Source organism: Bacillus sp. FSL R5-0447 (assembly GCF_038606125.1).
Lineage (GTDB): Bacteria > Bacillota > Bacilli > Bacillales > Bacillaceae > Bacillus > Bacillus velezensis.
The window spans coordinates 2,807,199-2,830,147 of sequence record NZ_CP152012.1; the positions used below are offsets into that span (position 1 = coordinate 2,807,199).

The window sequence follows — 22,949 nt, forward strand, 5'->3', positions numbered from 1 at the left end:
TTCTAAAAATAGCAGAGGAATATTGATTAATGTTTAATAATTCATTTTTAGAACAGAAGGAGTTTAACTATTGATTGATCTTACAAATACCGGTCTAAGTATTATTGCATCATTGTTAACCATCATAACAATAATTATAGGGTTTGCCGCTACCAAAGAAACTCCTACTAAAATAATTCAACGAGGCAATAACAACTCTGTGCATATTGGAAAAAAGAAAATCAATATAATAAACATTTTCATGCCTAGTCAAAATCAAATAGATAAAGTCACCAATGCAAAAAGGGAGCTCGGCTCAGATAACTATTTTATGATTGTTCTTTTTTATATAGCTATCATTATCTTTGGTGCATTTTATACTAGTTACTATTATTGGTTTGTTGCAATTCTGTTGGCTGTCTTTATAATCCGGTTTATTAAGTGTATTCGTTTTTCAATTGCCATAAAGCTTACATCAAACTTATATGACAAAAGTAAATTCTTCATCAATTTTATCCAGCAAATAATTTTATGTTGCATTCTTCTAAGTCTGCTGTTTTTTTCAGTACCACAGGAATTACAAATAGTTGCTAATCATATAAAAGTAAATTTTGAAGGAGGCACCTCCTTTAAAACTTGGCTTATAAACTTATTTAAATACACATTCAGTATATGGAATACTACTACTTTTTATTTTTTCATTTTTAGAAGCGTAGGGATGCTGATTCTTACTCTTTTTGTATTCTATACAACAGGCAAGAATGCATTACCAATTTATAGTCACAAGTCTTTCAACAGAAGAAAAGTGTTGTTTAATGAACTTTCTTCTTATATTTTTGTTATTATTCTTATTTTTTTCTCCCTCTACCCATGGATATTCATAGACCTAAAAAACAGCTTAGAACCTTTATGGAATGAATGGGCACGCAAATAAAAAATGTCAAATTTATTAATGTTAAGGCCCCTATAGAGGGTCTTCTCTTATTTTAATAAAGTTTTATGTTGCTCTTTCAGTCTATAAATACCATCTCGATAAGCTCGGCATTTCAAGGAGTTATGTGTCACGGATTGAAAAACGCGCATTGATGAAAATGTTCCATGAGTTTTACCGGGCGGAGAAAGAGAAGCGGAAGAAGTCGAAGGGGAAATGAGCTTAAAAGCCCGATCTGACATCCCGGCTTTTTCTATTCAATATAAAACAATGATAACTTTCTTTCATCTTATGAAACCCAATCAGTTATTAGGTGTTTTCTTTATCTGTACAAATACAGGTGAATCACTTAATTTATTACATATAAGTTATCCTGCAAAACTGTGCACGAAATGTCGGGTAGATACATTTCGCTCCTGTTATTCTTTTGTTAAAGGAGGTCAAATAAATGGATTCGCTTAAAAGGAAGAACAGCGCATTAACGTATATTGAAGAAAACCTCACGAACGATATTGATTTCAAAGAAGCAGCAAGGCTTGCTTTCTGCTCTGAATATCATTTTAAAAGGATGTTTTCCTTCCTTACAGGTATTTCATTATCGGAATATATTCGTCGACGACGTCTTACTCTTGCAGCTTTTGAACTTAAAGACAGCCGCGTAAAGGTGATTGATCTTGCAATAAAATACGGTTATCACTCACCAGATTCTTTTGCACGATCATTTCAAAATCTGCATGGCATAAGACCATCAGAAGCTAAACATAATGGCCATTCACTTAAAGCTTATCCGCGAATGACCTTCCAGTTATCAATCAAAGGAGGAAATGAAATGAACTATCGCATTGAAGAAAAAGAGGCATTTCGCATCGTCGGCATTAAAAAAAGAGTCCCTATTTTGTAAAGGCGTGAATCCTGACATTGCATCGATGTGGGAAAGTTTAGATGAAACAGCAATCAATCAACTAAAAGAGCTTTCTAATGTAGCGCCTGTAGGACTCATCAGTGCATCCACGAACTTTTCTGAAGGCCGGACAGAGGAAAACGGAGAGCTTAATCACTATATTGGCGCAGCCACAACGAGACATTGCCCAGATCATCTATCACAGCTTGAAGTCCCTGCCTCAACGTGGGCTGTATTCGAAGCAGCCGGATCATTTCCGGATGCACTGCAGGAAGTATGGGGACGGATTTATTCCGAATGGTTTCCATCATCACATTATGAACAAATTGAAGGCCCAGAAATCCTGTGGAACGAACATAAGGATGTAACATCGCCATCTTTTAAAAGTGAAATTTGGATACCCATTTCAAAAAAGTAATATATCTTACAATGAAATTAGAGGAATTAAAGGTTTTAAGGAAGGGGTCTCATCCCTTCCTCTTTTTGCACCGACTCGAAGACTTTAATGAGCATCGACTATAAAGTCTGAGTTCTTTTCCATAATTCCGCATGTTTTTTTACGATATTTATAAATTCAGCCATCGCTAAGGAATGCCATCTTTTTTTATGATAAGCCACCTGCATTAAAATACGTGTTTCATTCAAAATCAATCCACTTAATTTGTTTTCTTTCAACTCTTTTTGTACAGTGATCAACGGTAATAACGAAATTCCTAATCCGCACATCACACACTGCTTAATTGCCTCTACACTCCAGAATTCAAAGGTATTCTCCGAAACCAGTCCTTGGTGTTTCATATACTCTTCAAAGTAAGTACGGTAGCTGCACCCATGTTCTGTATATAGAATCACTTCATCAGATGAAAAATAAAAATCACCAAATGGAATATTTTTCAACTTATGATGTTCAGGGAATATCAATATCATTGGCTCAGTTATCAGTTTTTCTATATATAAATCAGCTTCCTCTTGTTCGTACCCCAAAAGAAACGCTAAATCCACCTTCCCATTTCGGAGGTCATTTTTTAATTCCCAGCATGTCGATGATTTTAATGTTATTTTCACTTTAGGAAAGAGCTTTTTGAATTCGTGAATAATTGGAGGTAAACGGTAAACCGTTAAAGATTCCGGAGCACCAATAACGAGAGTACCGATCGGTTCATCGTTTGATTGTATTTGTTTTACTTTTTCGGAAATCCTGATCATTTCGTTTGCATAAGGAAACAAAAGTTCCCCCGCTTCAGTTAACAGCATTTTCTTCCCAAAACGATTAAATAACGGTTTTCCTATTTCTTGCTCAATATCTTTAATATGTGAAGTTATGGTCGATTGGGCATAACCCAAATATTCAGCTGCCTTTGTAAATCCTCCCTTTTCTACAATTGTTATAAATGTTTTTAAGTGCCGTATTTCCATCATGTCTCCCCCTTTGACATCACTAATTCCGATGGAAAAGTTCATATATATCTATTTTACCGATGAAAGGAAACAAATTACAATTGGAATATGATCGTAAAACACGTTTAGGAAAGGATGGAAAGTAAAGTGAGAGAAAGAAAACTCGGCCCCGTACTTTTAAGCGGATTAATTGTTGGTCCTATTTTAGGATCGGGAATTATATTGCTTCCACCAATCATTTATGGTAAGACTGGAGATTATGCCATATTAGCATGGTTTATGATGATGATCATGAGTTTTCTATTTGCTTCATTGTTTGGAAAATTGAGTGTTTTATTTCCGAATGAATCTGGTGTTGCGCATACAGTCGAACTTGCATTTGGACAACATATAAAACAATTAACTTCTGTATTTTTTATTATTGCGGGCAGTGTGGGGCCAGTTGCCGTTCTCATGACAGCCAGTCAATATCTAAAGGCTTTGTTTAAAAGTAATGGTTGGCCGCTAGAGACATATGGAATCATTCTGATGATGATTTGTTTATTCGTTCTTTTATTGAATATCTCTTCTGTAGGAAAAGTGTCATTTATGTTCTCCACAGTTGCCACAGTAGTATTGTTAAGTGGAGGAATTAGTTCAATCCCCTTTATGAGGGATAAAGCTTTTATTAAAACACCATTTCATCTTGATGATTTTGGTTATAGTATTCTTTTGCTTTTTTGGGCTCTAGTTGGTTGGGAAATTATAGGGAATTATAGTTTGGATGTCAAAAATAGAAAAAGAACGATTCCCCAAGCAATAGTAATAAGCTCAGTGGTCATCACAACGGTTTGTATCATTGTAGCTGCTTCTTATCAATGGATTAATTTACATCAGGCGCACACATTAACGATTATTTTAATTCCATTGCTTGGAACGTTTGCTTCACCGACAATGGCTTTCATCACAACAATATTATGTATGAGCACATATTTATTGGTTACTGGCGGAGTATCACGTCTAATAGCCTCAGAGAATAAAAAAATAACCTTGATTTCTTTCCGCTCCAAAACAAACATACCAATTGGAGCCCTAGGCTTATTAACATTAATTCATGCAATCGTTTTTATTCTTTTATTTATAAATTTCATTAATGTTGAACAAATTGTCGGCATAGCAAATGCTTTCTTTATTAGTAATGCGATTTGCGGTATTTTGTCTGCATATAAACTGCTACCTGGTAAGTTTTCAAAGAGTTTATCATTAATGCTTATTATCAGCTTTTTGATTATCCTTTCTTTCTCATCAATATGGATTTTATTAATGATTGCCCTTATAACTGCTTTTTATTTGATCCGACACTTTATTTGGATGCGTCAATTAAAGAAATCCGCTACTAATTCTCAAGACAAATTACGATTTTAAGAATTTCTCACCCAAGCTTGGATGTATAAACAAGAACGGGAGATTTTACAGTTTGTATAGGACATAGTTATTTCTTTTACAATGATTACTTACGGACACCTTCCGCTCATTTACATCATTTTATATTCATTTTGGCCAGAAAAAGGGCACTGTTTTCAGTCTGTCCAAGTAAAAAAGGAAGGGGTTTTCCCTTCCTTTAGCCCTAACTTGATCTCCTGCCATTTTGAAACCGACATTTGAAGCACTGTCTGCATCAACAAAGTGAGTAAAAGGTAAGATGCTACTTGATCCATACTGTCTGTCAATGAAATTCGACTAATCATCACTAATGATAAGTTCAGTCATTGCAGATAACTTGAGTTTTCATCCATCATTAAGATTCAAAGTCTGATGTTCAAGCAGCATCACCCCTTGGGTAATGCTATGTAACAGCCGTTTGTCCTGATAAAGTTATTTTCATTACACTCCTTTTATTCATTTGCCATCATTTCTATTTATAAATGATGAGGAAAAAACAATAAACGTCCGTCCTAACTGTTTCATCTTATTTATTAAAATTTTAATCTCTTCCTTGTAAAATAAAGAAGCAATCTCATTTCCAGGCAGTTCATGTCATGTCCTTGGGACAAGTTCATCAATTCTTTTATTCTGCTCCAACTCTCATTCACAATTAGGACATTTCAGTGGCGTATCGGTATAAAGTGAACTAATTTATTAATGTTCAACAACAGAATTTCGTCTATTGACAATAAAGAATGCACAAATCATTGCAAGAATGGCCATCGCCCACCAGAACGTTGAGATCGCCTGATCATGATCGATGATAATCAAACGAATGACAGCCGTGATGCCAATATAAATAAAGTAGCGAAGCGGGAAATGAAAGTCTGATTTGAAGTATTTGATAATCAAAGCAATGAACTCAAAGTACATGAAGAATATAAGCAGTTCCCCAAGCATCTCATAATAGCTGTCCACTTTGTTGAACAGTGACTTGTATACGAATTGCACAATGTACCATGTCTCGCTGATCAGAAGTCCGCTTAAGGCTATGGCCAGGAAGAACAGGCAGACATTGAGAAGCGCTTGTAACAGGTAAGGTGCCTTTTTGAAATTGTTGAAAAATCTCATCTTGTTGTCTCCTATTTCAATATTTTCGTCGTTTTGATTCGCAGCCTACATCTTTCTGTTCCAAAATCGCAGCACGATGCAGTACTTGGAATTCTTTTGTATACTGTGAAACTGCCCCTGCATGCGGGACATCATTCGCGCAATGCTTCTTTCACCGAGTCCGTTGCTCTCCGGTGTTACATCCGCAAGTTTAATCGTATTGCTAACATGAATCTCAAATATTTCTTGATCCGATACAAACGTGATGCTGATTTCTTCTTCCGGATCTGCGTATTTAAATAAGTTTGACATCACATTATCAAATACACGACCAAGCTCCTCCAAATTCACGTTAATATAGGTTTCCGGCAGCTCGCCTGAAATATGGACCCGGAAATGCTCCTGATGAAGGATAGCAATCTGATCTGATATTAGATCGTAGATCACTTCTTTCACTGCAACGGTCTCCAGGTCGGCCCCATGTTCCTTGTTCAGCAGGAAATACGCAAACAGATTGTCAGACAAGTTTTTTAATTGCAGTGCTTTACCATAAGCATTGGCTACATAACGATCTTTGCTGGTACCCGCTTCGCCTCCTTCTTTTTTGGCAAACTCCAGATTCATGATCAGCGATGTCAGCGGTGTGCGCATATCGTGCGACATTTCGGTAACCAGGCTGCGGCTCTCTGCTTGCAATTCCTCGATCGCTTTAAGTTTGTCCAAGAATGCTTTCCGCAGATCCTCAATGCTCTTTGCAATCATCGCTAATTCATCATGCCCTTTTATCGTCATCTCGTAGTCCAGCTGGCCCCCTTCAAGAATATGAATCTCTTGGTGAAGCGTTTTAAGGTAGCGAAGACTTTGACGGATGCCCAAGAGAACAATGATTAAAAAGATGAGGGTTGCACCGAGCAAATCCAATGTAAAGGCCAGATCATAATATCGGGAAGAGTAGAAACCGTCGATAATGACTCGTCCTTCACCATCGCTGAACTTGACAGGATGTGAATGATTTTGAGCATACTGAGTCAGCTTTTCCTTTCCATAATCCGATTCGGAATAAACGGAATCATATTGCAGCTCCTGATCCTTAAATATGGTGAGGTTAATGTAATTTTCTTTTTTGACCCACTCGCCAAACGCTTTTCTATCCGATGTAGACAACCCATTTTCTGAAACGTACTGACTGAATTTTTGAATGTATCTCGCTGACTCCTTGTGATAATACTCATCCGAACTCAGATATCCCTCGATCAGATCATCTGTAATCTTTTGCAACGTCAGAAAGATCACACCGCTCACAATCGCAGCAACCATGATCAGCAAAGCCAGTTTTTTGGTTAGCGTGAATTTACGATGTGCCAAATCGATATCCTCTTCCCCATTCAGTTTTTATATAAACCGGACGTGCCGGATCATCCTCAATTTTGGAGCGCAGTTTCCGAATATGCACCATCACCGTATTGTTAGAACAGTAAAAGTAAGGCTGTCCCCACACACTCTCATATATATTTTGAGCAGAAAATATTTTGTTGCGTTTGCTCATCAGCAGTTTCAGGATACGATATTCCAGATCTGACAGCTTGATTTGCTGCTCCTCTTTCCAAACCTCATTAAATTCTTCGCTCACTCTCAGTTTGCCCCCGATAAGAAATGTTTCTTCCTGTTCCTTCTTTTCCTGATAGATTGTATATCTGCGTAATTGGGCAATCACTCTAGCGTGAAGTTCCTCTTCCGAGAAGGGTTTAGTCATATAATCATCGCCGCCGGCGAGTAATCCCTCAGTTTTATCGAGTGTACTCGATCTGGCCGTCAGAAACAGAATTGGGACGTTAGAGGTTTTCCTAATGTGCTGACAGGTTTCGATTCCAGAAATGCCTGGCATCATAATATCCAAAATAACCAAATCGAGCGAATCATTCACAAGTTGCAATGCTCGCTTTCCATCCTTGGCTCTTAGCACCTCGTAGCCTGCTCGCATAAGGGATTCCTCCAAAAGATCACCAATATCATGATCATCCTCTACGACTAATATTCGATGGGTCATGCCTCTTTCACCTCATGATTCTTGATGTTATTTCTGTCACCTTACTATATATCATTCATAAGTAACGTACGTTATAAGATACTACGTAAATCTTAACAGTTTATGAAAGCCGATGTCCGCCACAATTTTGTCACATTTAAAAAAAAATGATGAACCTTCATAAATTGTTAAGATTCTGTCTTTATATTTATCCATTGTAAGGCTCGAGTTTTTCAGATCCGCACTGCACATTGCAATGGTAAATGGGAAAGGAGTATTGATATGATTGTACAAAAAGAAGAACGCGGGCAACCAGTGAGTCTGCGGGAACGGGTTCATTTTCTGGATATCGTACGTGGATTTGCCTTGCTTGGCATTATTATTGTCAACTATTTTCTGATCGTAGATTCAGTAAAGGGATTCGAAATGGCCTCCGGTGACCTCCTGCACAATCTGGTTTCCTGGTTTGCCGAAGGGAAATTCGTTACATTATTCTCCTTCTTGTTCGGAGTTGGGTTTATGATCTTTATGGATCGAGCCGCGCAGAAGGTAGATAGTCCCAACAAGCTGTTTGCCCGCAGGTTATCTATCCTGTTGGGGTTTGGCATTTTGCACATCACATTTGTTTGGGTCGGTGACATATTGACCTTTTACGCCGTAAGCGGCTTCCTGTTACTCGCTTTCTATAAACGCACGGCCATAACGGTTCTTAGATGGATTATCGCACTTATCGTGTTTCAATTCCTGACTCCTGTTTTCACAATGTTGTACAATGTCATCAATACTGCAGGGTCAAAAAACCCGAATTTTTCAGAGTTTACTTTGTTTAGCCACACAAGCCTTACCTACATGGAATCCATCAGCACCCGGTGGACAGATATGGTCACGATGGCTGCTGGCTCTTTCTCTATGATCTATTCCATGTTTCTCATGTTTCTGCTGGGCGTGTACTTTGTTAAGATGGAATTTTTCAAAGACATGGAAGCGAAAAAGTTCATATGGAAGCGTATCTGGATCATTAGCACAATCGCTTTTCTAATAACACAAAGCAGTATATTACTAGACATGTCTAATCTTTCTGAGAATATGCTGTGGAAGGACATTTCCTCTGTCGTGGGTCAAAATGGCGGCTTAACCGGAAGTATGTTTTATATGAGCACTTTTGCAATGCTGTTTCTGTACGTTCCTCAGCTGCGAGGCCCTATGATGATATTCACCAAAGTCGGACGGATGTCATTGACCTGTTATCTGCTTCACTCTATCATTGGAACAGTTCTGTTCCTCCGGTACGGATTCGGGCTTGCGGATCATATTCAATCCGCCGGCACGTTCATGTTCAGTCTGGCCGTGTACTTCGTGCTTATGAGCTTTAGTACATTGTGGTTGAAACGGTTTAAGTACGGTCCGATGGAATTGATATGGCGCAAGCTGACGTACGGCAAAGTAAACGGAAGTCCCAAAGCGACTCCGATGCATTCGGAAAAATCAATTCCGAAATAACCCCTTTGCACAGATTGCATGACTTCATGTTGAGAAGTGGGCATTAAACGGACAGATTTGATATATATACTAGTTATTTTTATATCATTTAGGCTTCTTTGGGCTAATAAATTCACCGGAGTTTACTCAATGTGCATTGCTCATGATCGAATCTTTGAATCTTTTACGCATGTTCATAGGCAAAGGCGCCACATTCGACTATTTTTGCAACTTTTCGCAGGAAAAGTTTGAGAATGATGGCAAATCCCGCGTACCACACTTAATACGGCAGTGAACGATAGTAAATAAGGACATGCAGCTTGTTTTTTAAGAAAACAAAGAAAAAGACATCATACAAGAAGACAGGAGAAAGCTTTTGAAGTATTTTAACGCCAAATTTACCGCGGAAGAAAAAGCGGCAGAGCAGCTGGAATGTTTTACTGAACGACTGAACTCGTTATTTCAGCAACTGAAGGAGTGAGCAATCATGAAGACAAAAAAGGAACCAAAAGTTATTCTGGAACCAGCAAAGGAATCTGATCTGCCAGAATTCAAAAAAAAATTACAAGAAGCCTTTGCGATCGCCGTGATTGAAACGTTCGGTGATTGCGAAGATGGACCGATTCCATCGGACAATGATGTTCAGGAATCTTTCGACGCTCCCGGAGCAGTCGTTTATCATATTCTTCGGGATGGTAAGAAGGTAGGTGGTGCAGTAGTACGTATCAACAGCGAAACACATCATAATTCGCTAGATTTATTCTATGTATCTCCAGAACATCACAGCCAGGGGATTGGTCTTTCTGCTTGGAAAGCCATAGAAGCACAGTATCCGGATACTGTGCTTTGGGAAACCGTGACACCTTATTTCGAAAAGCGAAATATCAACTTCTATGTGAATAAGTGCGGATTCCATATCGTAGAGTTCTACAATGAACATCACTCTGATCCGCATATGCATCGCAATGGACGCGAAGATGACAAGCCCCTGCCGGATGATGACTTTTTCAGATTTGTAAAGATTATGAAAAAAAGCACTAAACAATTGAACACTGCGAGATGCCGCAGAAAGTTGCCGGTATCTTTTTTATAGATATTTGTTTGGATCGAAAAAATTCTAAAAATATATTGTGGAAAGCCCTTCTCGTTATGAGAGGGCTTTAATTCGGTCTGAAAATGAGATGGAGAATAAAAATAAACAAAGAAATAATTAATTAGGTGATGAATGATTTATACGAATTTCACAGAGATACTCCAACGGAGAACTTAACGAAGAACAAATCACTTCTCTATTGTGGGATACTGCCGAAAATAAATCACTTCACAACAGAGAAACTGAAAGCGGTATAAAAAAACAGCTCCGTTAAAATGGCCGGAACTGTCTTTGAATCTTGGTTTTTCAGTTATCTCCATCCGTTAGTTTAATTAAAATTCAGATAATCCAAGACACGATCAACTCTTTCATTGACTGAGTAATCTCCTTCAATTTTCAGCAATGGACAAGATAAATCCGCCATCCAATGTTCGTGTAAAGCTTTGCTTCGAACTTCCATTCCGGCATTATCATATAAAGAAGCCCACTCTAAAAATGTTTTTGATTGTTCATATTTACTGCCGCCGGCTAACACTTCGTTTCCATAACGCTGAAATTCCCTATGCCTTAATCTCTCAAGCCGTATATCTTGCGGAATCCATAAGAAGATGACAAGGTCAAAATAACTTTTTAGATCATCGCCCCAGCCGCACACTGCGCCAGAAAGAATCCATTTCTCATTTATTGTCAAGTCTTTTTCAAGCAACTTTCTTCTTTCAGGAATTTCTCTTTTCTTAGTGAATTTATCTGTCCAATAGTAATCATCGGTATCAAGATGCGTATGAGGCAAATGCTTTGATAATGCAACACCCAGTGTTGAAGTTCCGACTCCGGAGGCTCCCAGTATGTGAATATTATTCATAGTTCCCTCTCCTTATGAAGCAACGAAACTCCCTGTCCGCTGCCCAAGGTTCTTACTATTATTTTAACATAAATCCCCAAAAACCTTTATTTTGCCAGGGAAATCCAAATGCGTGTTAAAACCATACTGTTTACGAACATCATGGTCATTTTCAAAAAGAATGATTAACTTTCTCTCCGGCCTATTTTAATATCCTCATACACTTTCTCAAAAGTCTCGATTGGCAGTGAAAACTTGGTTGTTTTCTCGTTACGATAATTGATCATGATCTCAATTTGATTATTTTTTTGTTCAAACTCAATAAGTGCATTCTCCCATTTATCTCTGATTGAAATGATACAATTTCCATTTTTCTTTTCCTTTTTCTTATAAATGTAATTCACTTTAACTCCCCTTTCATTGATCGACAAAAGGTTTCGGAATAAGGAAGCTCCTCAAAAAAAGGATCAAAACTTTTATCAAGTTTGATCCTTTTCCCTTTTTAGTCATTTCTTTGCGAACGTTTATAGACATTCATGTTTACCAGCCAGCTCAAAACGATTATTCCTGCAAAAAGAATGAGCATATTACTGTACAAATAAGCGGAATGATCAGCGTTAACAGGCAGCAGCCTTTGATTCAGCAAGCGGGTCGATAATAAACCGCCTGCAATCGAAATACCCGTTCCCTCTGATAAAAAGCTCGTAAAATTAAGCAGACTCATTCCGGCGCCGGCTTCCTTTTGTTTCAAACTGCCAGACACAATTGTAGATATAACCGTTTTTGTGAAGGAGAGCCCCCCAAAAACAAAAACGATGATAACGGTCATGAGCCATGGTGTCGCATCTATAAAAAAGGCAGCGATTAAAAAGCTGAAAGACATCAATGCAATCCCAATGGTCAGCACATATAAAGAACCTTTCCGGTCAACAAGCCATCCTCCAATGTAACCGAAGATGATGACGCTCATCGTTCCGGGAAACATAATCCCGCTTCCAATTGCCGCAGTACTTAAATGGTGAACATCTTTCATCATATAAGGAACCATAGACACAAATCCTGCAGCAGTGCCGAATATCAGGCCTCCGCAAAGGACGCCCATCATAAACAAGACATTTTTCCCCAGTGCAGGGTCAACAAAGGGATCTTGAGTTTTCCTAATATGTTTCACAAATATCAGGAAAGCTAGAATACTGATGATCAGAAAAGATAGTCTATATGACGTTGTAAACAGCAGAAAAAATACGATGCCTGCAGATATTAATATAATTCCCGCCATATCAAAGCGCCCGCTGATTCTTTCTTCCTTTTCCAGCAGTTTCATCAAGAATGGAACGGTGATAACTGTTGCTGTTGGAATAAGCAGCAAATATGACCAATGAATATAATGAGCGATCATTCCGCCAATAGCTGGTCCGGCGCCTTCCCCCATTGCCACCAGCGACCCGATCAGACCAAATGCTTTACCCCTGTTTTCTTTCGGAATATAGCGTACTACTGCAACCATCACAAGAGCCGGGAATGCGGCTGCACCAGCCCCTTGAATAAATCGGGCCAGAATAAGTACAGGAAAGAAAGAGTGTCCGACAAATCCAATGATCGATCCGAAGCCATTTACCATAATTCCAAATAGGAGCAGCTTTTTGATGCCCAGCTGATCTGATAACTTCCCATACAGAGCAGTTCCGATGGAAAAAGTTAACACAAAGGCCGTGTTCACCCAGTTTGCACTCGCTGGCAGTTTATGAAAATCGTTGGCGATATCAGGTAACGAGACGTTCAAAACCATTTCATTTAATACGCTGAAAAATGACAGAACACAAAGCCAAATGAACACTTGGTTGTGCCGTAAAGCTGACTGTGAATAAGGCGTATTCACAACTTTCCCTCCATTAATGAGGGCAGACGCAGTTTATAGGGCCATTGATACGCTTCCCTCTTTTAATTGTACCCTGTTCATTTTTTTGCACTTCATACATAACTCCCCCCTGCATTGATTGATATACCTTATTATAAATCCTCAAGCAGATGTTTTGAATACTTCGCGACACACACCCGCTAAATGACGAAACATCAAATACTATTATATTTAAAATTTACAGTACCAAAAAACCGCAATTTCATTTGCTGTTGAAAAATTGGAATAAAGCATTGTATCGACCGCTCCTATGTCAAAGTTATTTTTGGCGTAAAAATGACAAGCTGAAACATTAATATCTTGTGTTTCAAGCATAAGACCGCATAAATGATTCTCCTTTGCCCATTCAATCGCTTTATGTAATAAAGCCGTCCCGACACCATTTTTTCTATAATCTTCTGCAACGGCAATGTCTTCAATCAGTGCGTATCCATTCCAATTAGAACGAAGCTTACTCCGGCCGACACAGTCGTTCTCTGCGTAATAAAAAAAGACAACTTTATCCTCTTCTTCAATATAACTGACATCAATGTCTTCATCGTCATATTTTTTGACATAAGGCTCAGCAAATTTCTCCTCTGTATATGTCCAAACATTGTCCTCAAATGAAGGGATGATTCTCCCTGAAACTACGAAAGGTTCGTTTGGTTTATTGAAGTCTTTCATATTGAATCGCGTCATTTTAGTTATCATCATAATCACCTTTCAGCATTTATTGACCTTAATTTACATCTATTGAACTGTTGATTCGTCTGCATGTCATGGATACCGGTTTAATCACTCTAAGACTAAAACAAAAAAGATACCAACATCGATTGGTATCATCTATTCATTCGAGCCCTTACAACAATATCCTATTTCGGAGCTTCCAAACCGAATTTAATCCATTCCTCTTTTGCCGGACCGTAAATACCCGGAACAGATAAACCTGCTTGTCTCATAAGGACAGTCATTTGTCCTCGATGATGGTTTTGATGTTGAATTAAAAACATCAAAAGTGAACCATTTGGCAATTGCTGACCAATAAAGTTGACACATTCTTGAAGTGTATCGTCAGTCCATTGCGTTTTTAACGCCTGTACAAATGCATTACTGGCTTGATGATAACTCTCAGCAATAAACCGAGCCGATGCAGGAACAGGATAATCTTCGGCCGGAGCGTGAAACGTTAAATCTGTGTTTGAGGTAATGATGTGAATGGCAGCGACAGTATGCCAAGCAATACGGCCTAAAGTCCAATGTTCTGAAGTGATTTCTTGTTTAAGTGATTCATCAGTCAGATGATTCAGCAGTTTTTGTGTCGCATCGGCTTCGAATTCCCAAGATTTCAAAAAATGGTCTAAGGTTTGAAACATAAAAATCCTCCTTATCCTTTTTTGTTTTTCTATGTATCTGCAGTTCAATTATAGTGCTCCGTTTAGTTAAAAAAGAACAAAATGATAGACAGACATTTTCAACAGAAAGCCCGATCTGACAACAACAGACAAAATATAAGAACATAACGGATAACTCTATACTTCTTTTTCTTCAATCGACAAAAAAAGGATAGCTGTTCAAACAGGATTCTTCTGTCTAATATTTTCTCTTTGCGAAAGTCCATATCGTCTTAGTGATTGAACCGGAGACAAAACAGCTCCCCGTCATCATAGCCACCCAAATGAAAAATGTCGGTTCGGCACCTATTACAATAAACATGAATATCAAGGACAAAATGAAGACAATAACAACCATCATCCATACTTTTTTAAAGATGAAATACCCTAAAATCCCTAACAGTAAAGAAGCTGCCGGAAGAAAAATAAGAATGATATACGCGGGGCTCAACAGCGGGCTAATACAAACACCTCCCAATTTCAAAACGAGGCAGTTCCTGCTTTTTGTCTGATATGAAGTGATTTTTTTCATCTTGATATTACACCGCTTCATTCATTTTATACATATTATACCAATACCATCGAGTCAAATATAGATATTTATTCATTTTTAACATACTTTAGGAAAATCAGGAGTGAATTAAAGTCTGAGGATAGCCCGCTTTTTCTATCCCTAGTAAGTCATGCCGCATTGATTTTAGCCCATCATTGTTTTTGCAGCGCTAATATTCTCATAATCGTGTGCATAACGCTGCTTTCCTCATTTGATTTGATGACCGCATCTTTTATTTCGTCAATGGCATTCTTAACCGCAAAGCTGTAGGATGCCGCTTCCATCAATTCTTTGTCATTGCGGCCGTCTCCGAACGCCATTGTTTCATCAGCCGAAACCCCTAATAATCGCTGCAGTTCTTGTACTGTTGTTCCTTTATGTATTCCGATATTTGCTATGTCCATCCAGGTATCCTCTGATGCTACGATATATAATTGGTGAAAAAATTCATGCAGCTTTTCTCTCGTTTCCGGACAGTTGGCGTCGGGATCATGAACCGTAATCTTGATAAAATCGTCTTTTATCTCAGTAAAATCAGTTATTTTCGTTACATGTGCATAAGAGGCATTTACATATTTCATTTCACTTTCAGACAGATTTTCTTTTACGATCGCGCCATTTTTTGTGCATGCGATAATGCTATGCCCGCAGCTGATTTTTTCTAAAGCGCCTATAATTGACAGTCCCGCTTCATTGCTGATCAAAGATTCATATACGAACTTGCCGTTCTTTTTTATACGTGTGGCACTGTCTCCTAAAATCCAAAAATCTTTCGCATCTTCTCCGAATAAAGCTTCCACTCTTTCACACTGCTTCCCGGTGCAGATGGCGAAAGCGACATGCTGTTCCTCCATTACTCGTTTTGTCTTTTCAAATAACGTTCTGTCAAAATCGCCTTGATTATTTAAAAATGTACCGTCTAAATCCGTAATCACTAATTTAATCATCGTTCAGCACCTCCGCAGTTAAAACGTCTTTTTCAGACAAAGGGTTTTTCACATTTGAGGATGGAATCAATCGCATTTAAGACCCCTTCTTCATTGTTTGATTGCGTGATATACGCGGCAGCCTGTTTAATGCTTGCCTGCGCATTATCCATAGCGACTCCGTATTTCACGGCAGACACCATCTCCAAATCATTGCCGCTGTCTCCGAAGGCCGCACACTCTTCATCGCCCATCCCCCATTGTTTCTGGAGGAGCTTAATCCCGCTTGCTTTATGAAGCCCCGGTATGATCAGATCTATGTCACCGTGCCCGCTTGATACAGGCGTGACGAAAGACCCGATGGCGTTTTTTAAACGGCTCAGAAGTGCGGAACAATGTTCGGCGGGAAAGCTGATGGAAAATTTTAAAATGTCATCATCGATGTTTTCAAAATGCGGCACCCTTTTTAACACATAATAATACTTACTGGCATGCAGATATTCATCTTCACCGGCATTTTCATGAATATACGCGCTTTTTTTTCCGCAGACAATGACGTTATTCACCTCATACTGCTTTAAAGCACGGATCACTGCTTTTATAGTGTCTTCAGACATCCTGCCCGCGAATAATTCTTCTCCGGCATTCACGACGAAAGCGCCATTCTCGGCAACGAAAGCGATTTCACTTTTGATTTCCGGAAAGAAGGATGTAAGCTGCGCATACTGGTTTCCGCTTGCTACGGCAAATTTAATTCCCCGCGATTTTAATTCACGATACTGATTCATAAAACGCTCTTTGTTATATGCCATTTCATCATTCAAAAACGTTCCGTCCATATCAACCGCTATCAGTTTGATACTCATATTGTCCTCCTTTTTTCGGCCGCTTTTGTCAGAGACCCTTGAAGAGATCATGCATAAAGCGTATGAACGAATTATATCCGCAGTTGTTTTGCGCCGTAAATCATTGGCTGACGTCTTGTTTTGAATGACACAAAAAGTGATTTGTCACATAAATATAACACTATGTTTCTTTTAAAAATGATATGTTACGATTAGATGTACATTCACCATTCTCATAAAAAGGAGAATCCCCCTGCATGTTCACACGAAATGATTGCTTCATTTAACGAGCTTGAAACTTCTTTATACAACTACATCTCCCAAAACAGCGAGAAAGTCGTCTATATGCGAATCCGTGAATTGGCAAATGAAACCCATGTATCTACGGCTTCTATTTTACGTTTCTGCAAAAAAATAAACTGTGAAGGGTTTTCGGAGTTTAAGGTGAAGCTGAAAATGTATACGGAGGCAAATAAAAAAACGATTTTAAAGAGTCCCCATCATTCCGTTGCCGAATTTTTTGAAAGAACAGTAAGCGGAGGGATGGAAGAAAAGCTGAAGGAAGCAGCAGCCCTTGCGGCCGATGCAGAAAGCGTTATTTTTATCGGAGTGGGAAGTTCAGGAATTCTCGCCGAATACGGAGCCAGATATTTTTCGTGCTTAGGGAAACTTTCAATGTATATTAAAGATCCTTACTTTCCGGCCCATTCCCATTTCCGTCATAACAGCATCACGATCGCATTATCGGTTTCAGGTGAAGGAGATTCTACGGTGACTCATCTGAATCAGCTGAAACAAGAAGGCAGCCGGGTCATCAGTATTACAAATCATAAACATTCAACCATTGCCAAAATGGCCGATGTGAATATTTCATATTATGTGACGGAAGAATGGGTTGAAAATGCGAATATCACCACCCAAATCCCCGCTATGTACATACTTGAATCGATGGCTCGGGAGATATACAAATTGAGAGAATAAGTTCAGGAACGAAAACACTGATACACTGGAAATTTCGTCCTTTTTGTAAAAATAATGAAAAACCCTTCTCTGATGCTAGAGAAGGGTTTTGAGGATCACAGATGAGACACAATACAATTTGCATGGCCGGCCAGTTTATATTCTCCCAAACCGGAAGGCAGGAGAATATGATCTCCTTTTCTAAAGGGATATTCATGCCCGCCTGCAATCATTATTCCGTCTCCTTCGATCACGCTGACAAGAAGGAAGGGCTGATGCTGGAATAGATTTGCTTCACCTTTTACATCCCACTTTTCGACTGAAAAATAAGGACATTCTATTAAAACAGCCGCAAGCAGATCATCTGTTTGTTTATAGTGAACGGTCGGCCGTTCACGGACAGATGGAACGTCTATCACTTCTATACTTTTTTCCAGATGGAGCTCGCGCATCCTGCCGTCCGCATCTTTTCTTCCGTAGTCATACAATCTGTAAGTCGTATCTGAATTTTGCTGCGTCTCTAAAATAAGTGTGTTCTTTCCAATCGCGTGAACAGTGCCGCTTGGAACAAAGAAGAAATCTCCCGGCTTTACCTTAACTCTGTTCAGGAGCCCGTCCCATTCTCCGCGCTCAATCATGGATATCAGTTCTTCTTTTGTAGTTGCGTTGTGGCCGAAAATGATCTCCGCATCTTTTGCACAATCAATGATATACCAGCATTCGGTTTTTCCAAGTTCCCCGTTTTCATGCATTTTGGCAAAGTCATCATTCGGATGCACCTGAACGGACAGGTCTTGGTCCGCATCCAAAATTTTTGTAAGAAGAGGAAAACGGTCTCCTTCAAGGTTTCCGAATAAATCTCTGTGATGCTTCCACAATTCACCGAGCGTACATCCTTTATACATGCCGTTTCGAACTGTGCTCTGTCCATTTTGATGAGCGGCGAAGGCCCAGCACTCCCCTGTCCGCTCGGACGGAATATTATAGTGAAAATCACGCAGGGCGGCGCCTCCCCAAATTCTTTCTTTGAAAACCGGATTGAAAAATATCGGTTCAGTAGACATGATCATCCCCCGCTTTATTCGATTTCTTCCAGAAGCTCATACGCCTCTTCTTTTGTCTGAACGGAGAGCAGCCTTTCCCGATAGCTGTCATCCATCAGTTTTCGGGATAACATCTGCAATATTTTCAGATGCTGATTTCCGCCGCTTTCCTTCGGTACGGCAATCATAAAAATCAGTTTTGCATCAGAACCATCAAGGCTGTTCCAGTCAACACCCGAACGTCTTATTCCGAAAGCGACACCCGGTGTTTTGACGGCTTCAGACTTTCCGTGCGGAATGGCGATATTCATACCTATCGCCGTGGTTCCCTGCTGTTCCCGGCTCAAAAGGGCCTGCTTAAAACCGTTGTCAGACAGCAGCATACCTTGACGGGACATTTTCTCGATCATTTCATCGATAATGTCATCCCTCGTTTCGCCGGATAAATGCGGTTCAATCAAGTCCGTACTGATAATGTCAGTCAGTTTTTTGATTTCGGTCATCCCGGCTTTTCGGCTGTCAGCCTGAGATGGTTCCTTTGTTTCTTTTGCCGCTGCAGCTTCATTTGATGCGGCAGACGGCAGCACCTCGCCGGACGCGGGGGATTTCGCCATATCTTTCTTCAGTACATTAACCAACAGAGCGGTGACAAGAGAGCCTGCTGTTACAGCGATAAAAAACATCAATACATGATCTACTGCTCCAAGTACAGCAACGATGGGGCCGCCGTGTGCCACTCTGTCCCCCACATGGCCGATCATCGCTATCACCGAGCCGGTCATAGAACCCGCCATAATACTCGGGATCACACGAAGGGGGTCTTGGGCCGCAAATGGAATGGCTCCTTCCGTGATACCGAAAAGGCCCATCGTAAATGATGCTTTTCCCATTTCTCTTTCTGCGGCGGCGAATTTTCTTTTTCCTAAAAACGTCGCAATCCCAAGCCCTATCGGCGGTATACAAATGGAAACGGCAATCGGGCCCATAATTTCATAATTTCCCTCTCCGATCATTGCCGATCCGAAAAGAAAGGCCACCTTGTTTACGGGTCCTCCCATATCAAAGGAAATCATCGCTCCTAAAATCAATGCCAGAAGAATTGAGCTCGAACCTTTCATTCCCGCAAGCCAAACCGTTAATGATGCGAAAATATGAGCGACGGGGGCGCCAATCAGAAATACAAACGCCAAACCGACGATCAGTGAGGCAAACACCGGAATAATAATGATCGGCATAATCGGCTGTATTGCTTTAGGAACTTTACATTTTTTGATTGCAAGCGCCGCATATCCCGCCAAAAATCCCGCAATGATTCCTCCAAGAAATCCTGCGCCGCTTGCACTGTCGTAAAAGCTGCCGGATGCCGCAATATATCCGCCGATCATTCCGGGGACAAGACCCGGCTTATCAGCGATGCTGAACGCGATGTACCCGGCTAAAATCGGGATCATGAATGAAAAAGAAGCACTGCCGATCTGTTCAATCGTTTTCCAAAAAGACTCGTCCGGAATGACTAAGCCCTTTGGTGTTTTTTCTCCTCCAAGCATCAATGCAACCGCTATCAATAATCCGCCGACGACAATGAAAGGAACCATAAAAGAAACGCCGTTCATTAAATGACGGTAAATCGGGTTTTGTTTTTTGCCCTGCTGACTTGCGGATTCAGCTTTTGAAGCAGATTGATAGACCGGCACTTCACCGCTAAGCGCTTTTTGAATTAATTCTTCCGGTTTGCGGATGCCTTCCTGAACCCCGACGGCCAGCAGCTTTTTTCCCGCGAATCGGTCTTTATTCACCGAACGGTCCGCCGCGATAATGATTGCGTCCGCTTCCCGGATTTCCTCTTCGGTCAGCCTATTTTCCACCCCGATTCCGCCCTGGGTTTCCACTTTGATCTCAACGCCTAATCTGCCGGCTGCTTTTTGTAAATTTTCAGCAGCCATATACGTATGGGCAATGCCGTTCGGACATGATGTAATCGCTAACAGTTTCATATAAATCCTCCTTTGCAGTCTGAATTTCAAGATCTTGTCTCAACTTTATACTGAAATCAGCCTGTGATAAGCGCGTTTTTTTACCATAAGTTCCGGAAATAACGGCATTTTTCCCTATAAACAGAAAAAAAGCAGGGAGCCATTCCCTGCTTTTAATAGTTTAAATACGATAAAAACGTCATCACATTTTTTTCTTCCGTCAGTTTTTGAATAAATGCCGGCTGCTCGCTAAGATAGGAAAGCTCACTGAATAATTGCTTTACCTTGTTTTGATCTTCGTGTTTGACGGCAAGCATAAAAACGAGCGACACCTTTTCTGTCCCCCATTCAATCGGCTCTTTTAAGGTGGCGATTGCAATGGCTGATTGTTTGATATATTTAGAGTTCGCGTGAGGGATGGCAATACCCGCCCCGATATTTGTCGCCGACATTTTTTCTCTCATTACTGCATGAATGCCATACTCTTTTTCTACATAGCCTTTTTCATACAAAGCCTGCGCCAGCTTTTCAATGACCTGATAACGGTGCTCTGTCTCTTGCTGTAAAAAAACGAGAAACGGAGTCGTGTCGTTCAGCATTTTAAACGTTTTTTGCTCCCGGCGATGTGATGTATCAAGCTGTTGCATAAATGCGCTGAGCTTCTTTTCATCAGCAGACTCCAAAAGCGGTGATACGACAATATGAGGGATCGTTACATTTCCAAGCCCTATCGTAGAAATGACGAAATCTATATCTTTATGCTTTTTGATATACTCTGTCAGCTCCGCTTTTGCGATACAGTCTTTTACCGTAATGTGATGAAATTTGCGTTCAATTTTAGTCCGCAGCAATTGTGACATGCCAATGCCCATATGGCAGACGATGATCGTCCTTTTAGGGTTATGACTGCTTCGGCGCAGCCGTTCGATCGCTGCCTGAAAATGCAGCGTCAAATAGGCCGCCTCTTCTTCAGGAATATAAAGATCAAATGTTTGATTGATGTCTTCTAAAACGTCAATGATAAGATGAAACAAATAAGGGTACATTTTTTTGATGTCGTGAAGCATGGGGTTTGAAACAGAGAGATCATAGCTCAGCCGCTTCAACACCGGATCGAGATGAATGTTCAATCCGTTGATTAGTTCCTGGTCTTTATGAAAATCCAGCATTTGCAGTTCTGAAACACGATTGATCAAATGCCTGACGACTTTGGAAAGCTCAGAATCTTCAAAATCAAGCTTCTTTTCTTGCTGCGATGGATAGCGGACTTTCCCGCCTATTATATGTAAAGTTAAATAGACGGCTTCTTCCTCAGGAAACCGTATGGCAAATACCGGCTCAAGCCGTTTAAAACAAGCCAGTGTCCATTCATATTCTTTCTTCTTTTTTACCGCGTCCAGCTGTCTTGGAGAAATGGCGACCGGCTGTTTCATTTTGATACGGCGGATAGTCAGCAATGTATGCAGCAGCAAACTTTCAAATGTTTCATCCGTAAAATAGATAGAATGGTTTTTTTGTAATAACTTGATTTCTTTTCTCACAAAGTCCGCTTCATAACTTAAAAACTTACTTTTTATAAATTGGCTTGTAAATTCCGCATTATCAATCAAATCTGAAATTCGTGCCAATGCTTTTCTTTTGTTTTTTTCGTCCCCTTCAATCTTTAAGCCGAGCCGCTGTTTAGAAACCAGCGTGAGATCAAATCGCTTCAGCCACTCTTCAACCGCACTTACATCCTTTTTAATGGAAGCTCTGTTTACAAAATGCTGTGCGGCAATTTCTTTTGCGGAAATGGGCTTTGAATTCATTAATAAATCATAAGCGATGTGAAGTATTCTTTCTTCATCGGTCTTGTGCCTGCACGTAAAGTGCTCATTATAAATTTGCCGGCTTAACCGTGACCTTTCCTGTTCCGATATATGTAAATAGACGCCTAATCCCGGTTTGCGGATCAGCTGAGCTTGAGCATGTTCATTCAGGAAATCTTCAATCGTTTTCAAATCATTCCTGATCGTTTTTTCAGAACAGCGGACCCTGTCTGCGAAATCTTGCACAACTAAGTAGTCATCAGGTTCAGATAACAACAGATACAAAATCTTTTTCTGCCTTGAATTCATGTATTTCATCTGTTTTTCTATCCTTCCTGTCCGTTTCTGCTGGAGCAATTGTGATAGGTTAAATATACTGCGCATACGA

General features: G+C 39.9%; 20 protein-coding genes and 3 pseudogenes. 8 read left to right on the top strand and 15 right to left on the bottom strand.

Annotation, left to right across the window (positions count from 1 at the left end; translation table 11 throughout):
• The first annotated feature begins 70 nt into the window (after positions 1 to 70).
• From NYE68_RS14030 to NYE68_RS14040, 3 genes and pseudogenes are all read left to right on the top strand, one after another.
• Positions 71 to 913, top strand: coding sequence for a hypothetical protein (locus NYE68_RS14030; protein ID WP_324636657.1), 843 nt, complete (start codon positions 71 to 73; stop codon positions 911 to 913).
• 100 nt (positions 914 to 1,013) lie between these two features.
• Positions 1,014 to 1,130 (top strand): annotated as a pseudogene (locus NYE68_RS14035) (sigma factor-like helix-turn-helix DNA-binding protein); the annotation flags it as partial.
• Between the two features lie 228 nt (positions 1,131 to 1,358).
• Positions 1,359 to 2,229: pseudogene (locus NYE68_RS14040) on the top strand (AraC family transcriptional regulator).
• Between the two features lie 98 nt (positions 2,230 to 2,327).
• Here the strand turns inward: NYE68_RS14040 and NYE68_RS14045 are convergent.
• On the bottom strand, positions 2,328 to 3,227 hold the full coding sequence (locus NYE68_RS14045; protein WP_324636655.1) for a LysR family transcriptional regulator: 900 nt from the start codon (positions 3,225 to 3,227) through the stop codon (positions 2,328 to 2,330).
• Between the two features lie 129 nt (positions 3,228 to 3,356).
• Here NYE68_RS14045 and NYE68_RS14050 point away from each other — a divergent pair, with 129 nt between their 5' ends.
• Positions 3,357 to 4,613 carry an amino acid permease gene (locus NYE68_RS14050; protein ID WP_031378926.1) on the top strand — a complete coding sequence of 419 codons (1,257 nt, stop codon included), beginning with the start codon at positions 3,357 to 3,359 and terminating at the stop codon, positions 4,611 to 4,613.
• Between the two features lie 714 nt (positions 4,614 to 5,327).
• Here NYE68_RS14050 and psiE read toward each other — a convergent pair.
• The 3 genes from psiE to yrkP are packed head-to-tail and all read right to left on the bottom strand — an operon-like array spanning position 5,328 to position 7,770.
• Positions 5,328 to 5,744: a phosphate-starvation-inducible protein PsiE gene (psiE, locus tag NYE68_RS14055; protein WP_033574155.1), complete on the bottom strand. Its 417-nt coding sequence runs from the start codon at positions 5,742 to 5,744 to the stop codon at positions 5,328 to 5,330.
• A gap of 45 nt (positions 5,745 to 5,789) precedes the next feature.
• Complete coding sequence (gene yrkQ / locus NYE68_RS14060; RefSeq protein WP_012118040.1) at positions 5,790 to 7,088, bottom strand: two-component system sensor histidine kinase YrkQ; 1,299 nt, start codon at positions 7,086 to 7,088, stop codon at positions 5,790 to 5,792.
• Positions 7,075 to 7,770 carry a two-component response regulator YrkP gene (yrkP, locus tag NYE68_RS14065; protein ID WP_324636650.1) on the bottom strand — a complete coding sequence of 232 codons (696 nt, stop codon included), beginning with the start codon at positions 7,768 to 7,770 and terminating at the stop codon, positions 7,075 to 7,077. The genes yrkQ and yrkP overlap by 14 nt, the downstream gene beginning before the upstream one ends.
• 261 nt (positions 7,771 to 8,031) lie before the next feature.
• On the opposite strand from yrkP, the gene NYE68_RS14070 reads away from it, so the two are divergent.
• From NYE68_RS14070 to NYE68_RS14080, 3 genes and pseudogenes are all read left to right on the top strand, one after another.
• Complete coding sequence (locus tag NYE68_RS14070; RefSeq protein ID WP_064107162.1) at positions 8,032 to 9,249, top strand: DUF418 domain-containing protein; 1,218 nt, start codon at positions 8,032 to 8,034, stop codon at positions 9,247 to 9,249.
• A pseudogene (locus NYE68_RS14075) lies at positions 9,168 to 9,402 on the top strand (hypothetical protein); the annotation flags it as partial. The gene NYE68_RS14070 and the pseudogene NYE68_RS14075, both read left to right, overlap by 82 nt.
• A gap of 313 nt (positions 9,403 to 9,715) precedes the next feature.
• The gene (locus NYE68_RS14080) at positions 9,716 to 10,321 is read left to right on the top strand and encodes a GNAT family N-acetyltransferase (protein ID WP_324636648.1); all 606 of its coding nucleotides are present in this window, start codon (positions 9,716 to 9,718) and stop codon (positions 10,319 to 10,321) included.
• Between the two features lie 328 nt (positions 10,322 to 10,649).
• On the opposite strand, the gene NYE68_RS14085 is transcribed toward NYE68_RS14080, so the two are convergent.
• The 8 genes from NYE68_RS14085 to NYE68_RS14120 all read right to left on the bottom strand — a co-directional run bounded on the left by NYE68_RS14085 (position 10,650) and on the right by NYE68_RS14120 (position 16,798).
• Positions 10,650 to 11,183 carry an AAA family ATPase gene (locus NYE68_RS14085; RefSeq protein WP_033574157.1) on the bottom strand — a complete coding sequence of 178 codons (534 nt, stop codon included), beginning with the start codon at positions 11,181 to 11,183 and terminating at the stop codon, positions 10,650 to 10,652.
• A 164-nt stretch (positions 11,184 to 11,347) separates the two neighbouring features.
• Positions 11,348 to 11,566, bottom strand: a complete 219-nt coding sequence (locus NYE68_RS14090; protein WP_031378922.1) for a hypothetical protein — start codon at positions 11,564 to 11,566, stop codon at positions 11,348 to 11,350.
• A 98-nt stretch (positions 11,567 to 11,664) separates the two neighbouring features.
• Positions 11,665 to 13,041, bottom strand: coding sequence for a Tet(L)/Tet(K)/Tet(45) family tetracycline efflux MFS transporter (gene tet, locus NYE68_RS14095; protein WP_324636645.1), 1,377 nt, complete (start codon positions 13,039 to 13,041; stop codon positions 11,665 to 11,667).
• Between the two features lie 210 nt (positions 13,042 to 13,251).
• The gene (satA, locus tag NYE68_RS14100) at positions 13,252 to 13,773 is read right to left on the bottom strand and encodes a streptothricin N-acetyltransferase SatA (protein ID WP_041482120.1); all 522 of its coding nucleotides are present in this window, start codon (positions 13,771 to 13,773) and stop codon (positions 13,252 to 13,254) included.
• Between the two features lie 161 nt (positions 13,774 to 13,934).
• Complete coding sequence (locus NYE68_RS14105; RefSeq protein WP_015417882.1) at positions 13,935 to 14,435, bottom strand: DinB family protein; 501 nt, start codon at positions 14,433 to 14,435, stop codon at positions 13,935 to 13,937.
• Between the two features lie 217 nt (positions 14,436 to 14,652).
• Positions 14,653 to 15,006: a DUF2651 family protein gene (locus NYE68_RS14110; RefSeq protein ID WP_324675174.1), complete on the bottom strand. Its 354-nt coding sequence runs from the start codon at positions 15,004 to 15,006 to the stop codon at positions 14,653 to 14,655.
• 152 nt (positions 15,007 to 15,158) lie between these two features.
• Complete coding sequence (locus tag NYE68_RS14115; protein ID WP_324636639.1) at positions 15,159 to 15,953, bottom strand: HAD-IIB family hydrolase; 795 nt, start codon at positions 15,951 to 15,953, stop codon at positions 15,159 to 15,161.
• 32 nt (positions 15,954 to 15,985) lie between these two features.
• Positions 15,986 to 16,798: a Cof-type HAD-IIB family hydrolase gene (locus tag NYE68_RS14120; RefSeq protein WP_095352934.1), complete on the bottom strand. Its 813-nt coding sequence runs from the start codon at positions 16,796 to 16,798 to the stop codon at positions 15,986 to 15,988.
• A gap of 249 nt (positions 16,799 to 17,047) precedes the next feature.
• Here NYE68_RS14120 and NYE68_RS14125 point away from each other — a divergent pair, with 249 nt between their 5' ends.
• Positions 17,048 to 17,758, top strand: coding sequence for a MurR/RpiR family transcriptional regulator (locus NYE68_RS14125; RefSeq protein ID WP_324636636.1), 711 nt, complete (start codon positions 17,048 to 17,050; stop codon positions 17,756 to 17,758).
• A gap of 95 nt (positions 17,759 to 17,853) precedes the next feature.
• Here NYE68_RS14125 and manA read toward each other — a convergent pair whose 3' ends face one another.
• The 3 genes from manA to NYE68_RS14140 all read right to left on the bottom strand — a co-directional run bounded on the left by manA (position 17,854) and on the right by NYE68_RS14140 (position 22,879).
• Positions 17,854 to 18,801 (bottom strand): mannose-6-phosphate isomerase, class I, encoded by a 948-nt coding sequence (manA, locus tag NYE68_RS14130; protein ID WP_324636634.1) that lies wholly within the window; start codon positions 18,799 to 18,801, stop codon positions 17,854 to 17,856.
• A gap of 14 nt (positions 18,802 to 18,815) precedes the next feature.
• Positions 18,816 to 20,774: a fructose-specific PTS transporter subunit EIIC gene (locus NYE68_RS14135; RefSeq protein WP_324636632.1), complete on the bottom strand. Its 1,959-nt coding sequence runs from the start codon at positions 20,772 to 20,774 to the stop codon at positions 18,816 to 18,818.
• 152 nt (positions 20,775 to 20,926) lie between these two features.
• Positions 20,927 to 22,879: a BglG family transcription antiterminator gene (locus NYE68_RS14140; protein ID WP_324636630.1), complete on the bottom strand. Its 1,953-nt coding sequence runs from the start codon at positions 22,877 to 22,879 to the stop codon at positions 20,927 to 20,929.
• Between the last annotated feature and the right edge of the window lie 70 nt (positions 22,880 to 22,949).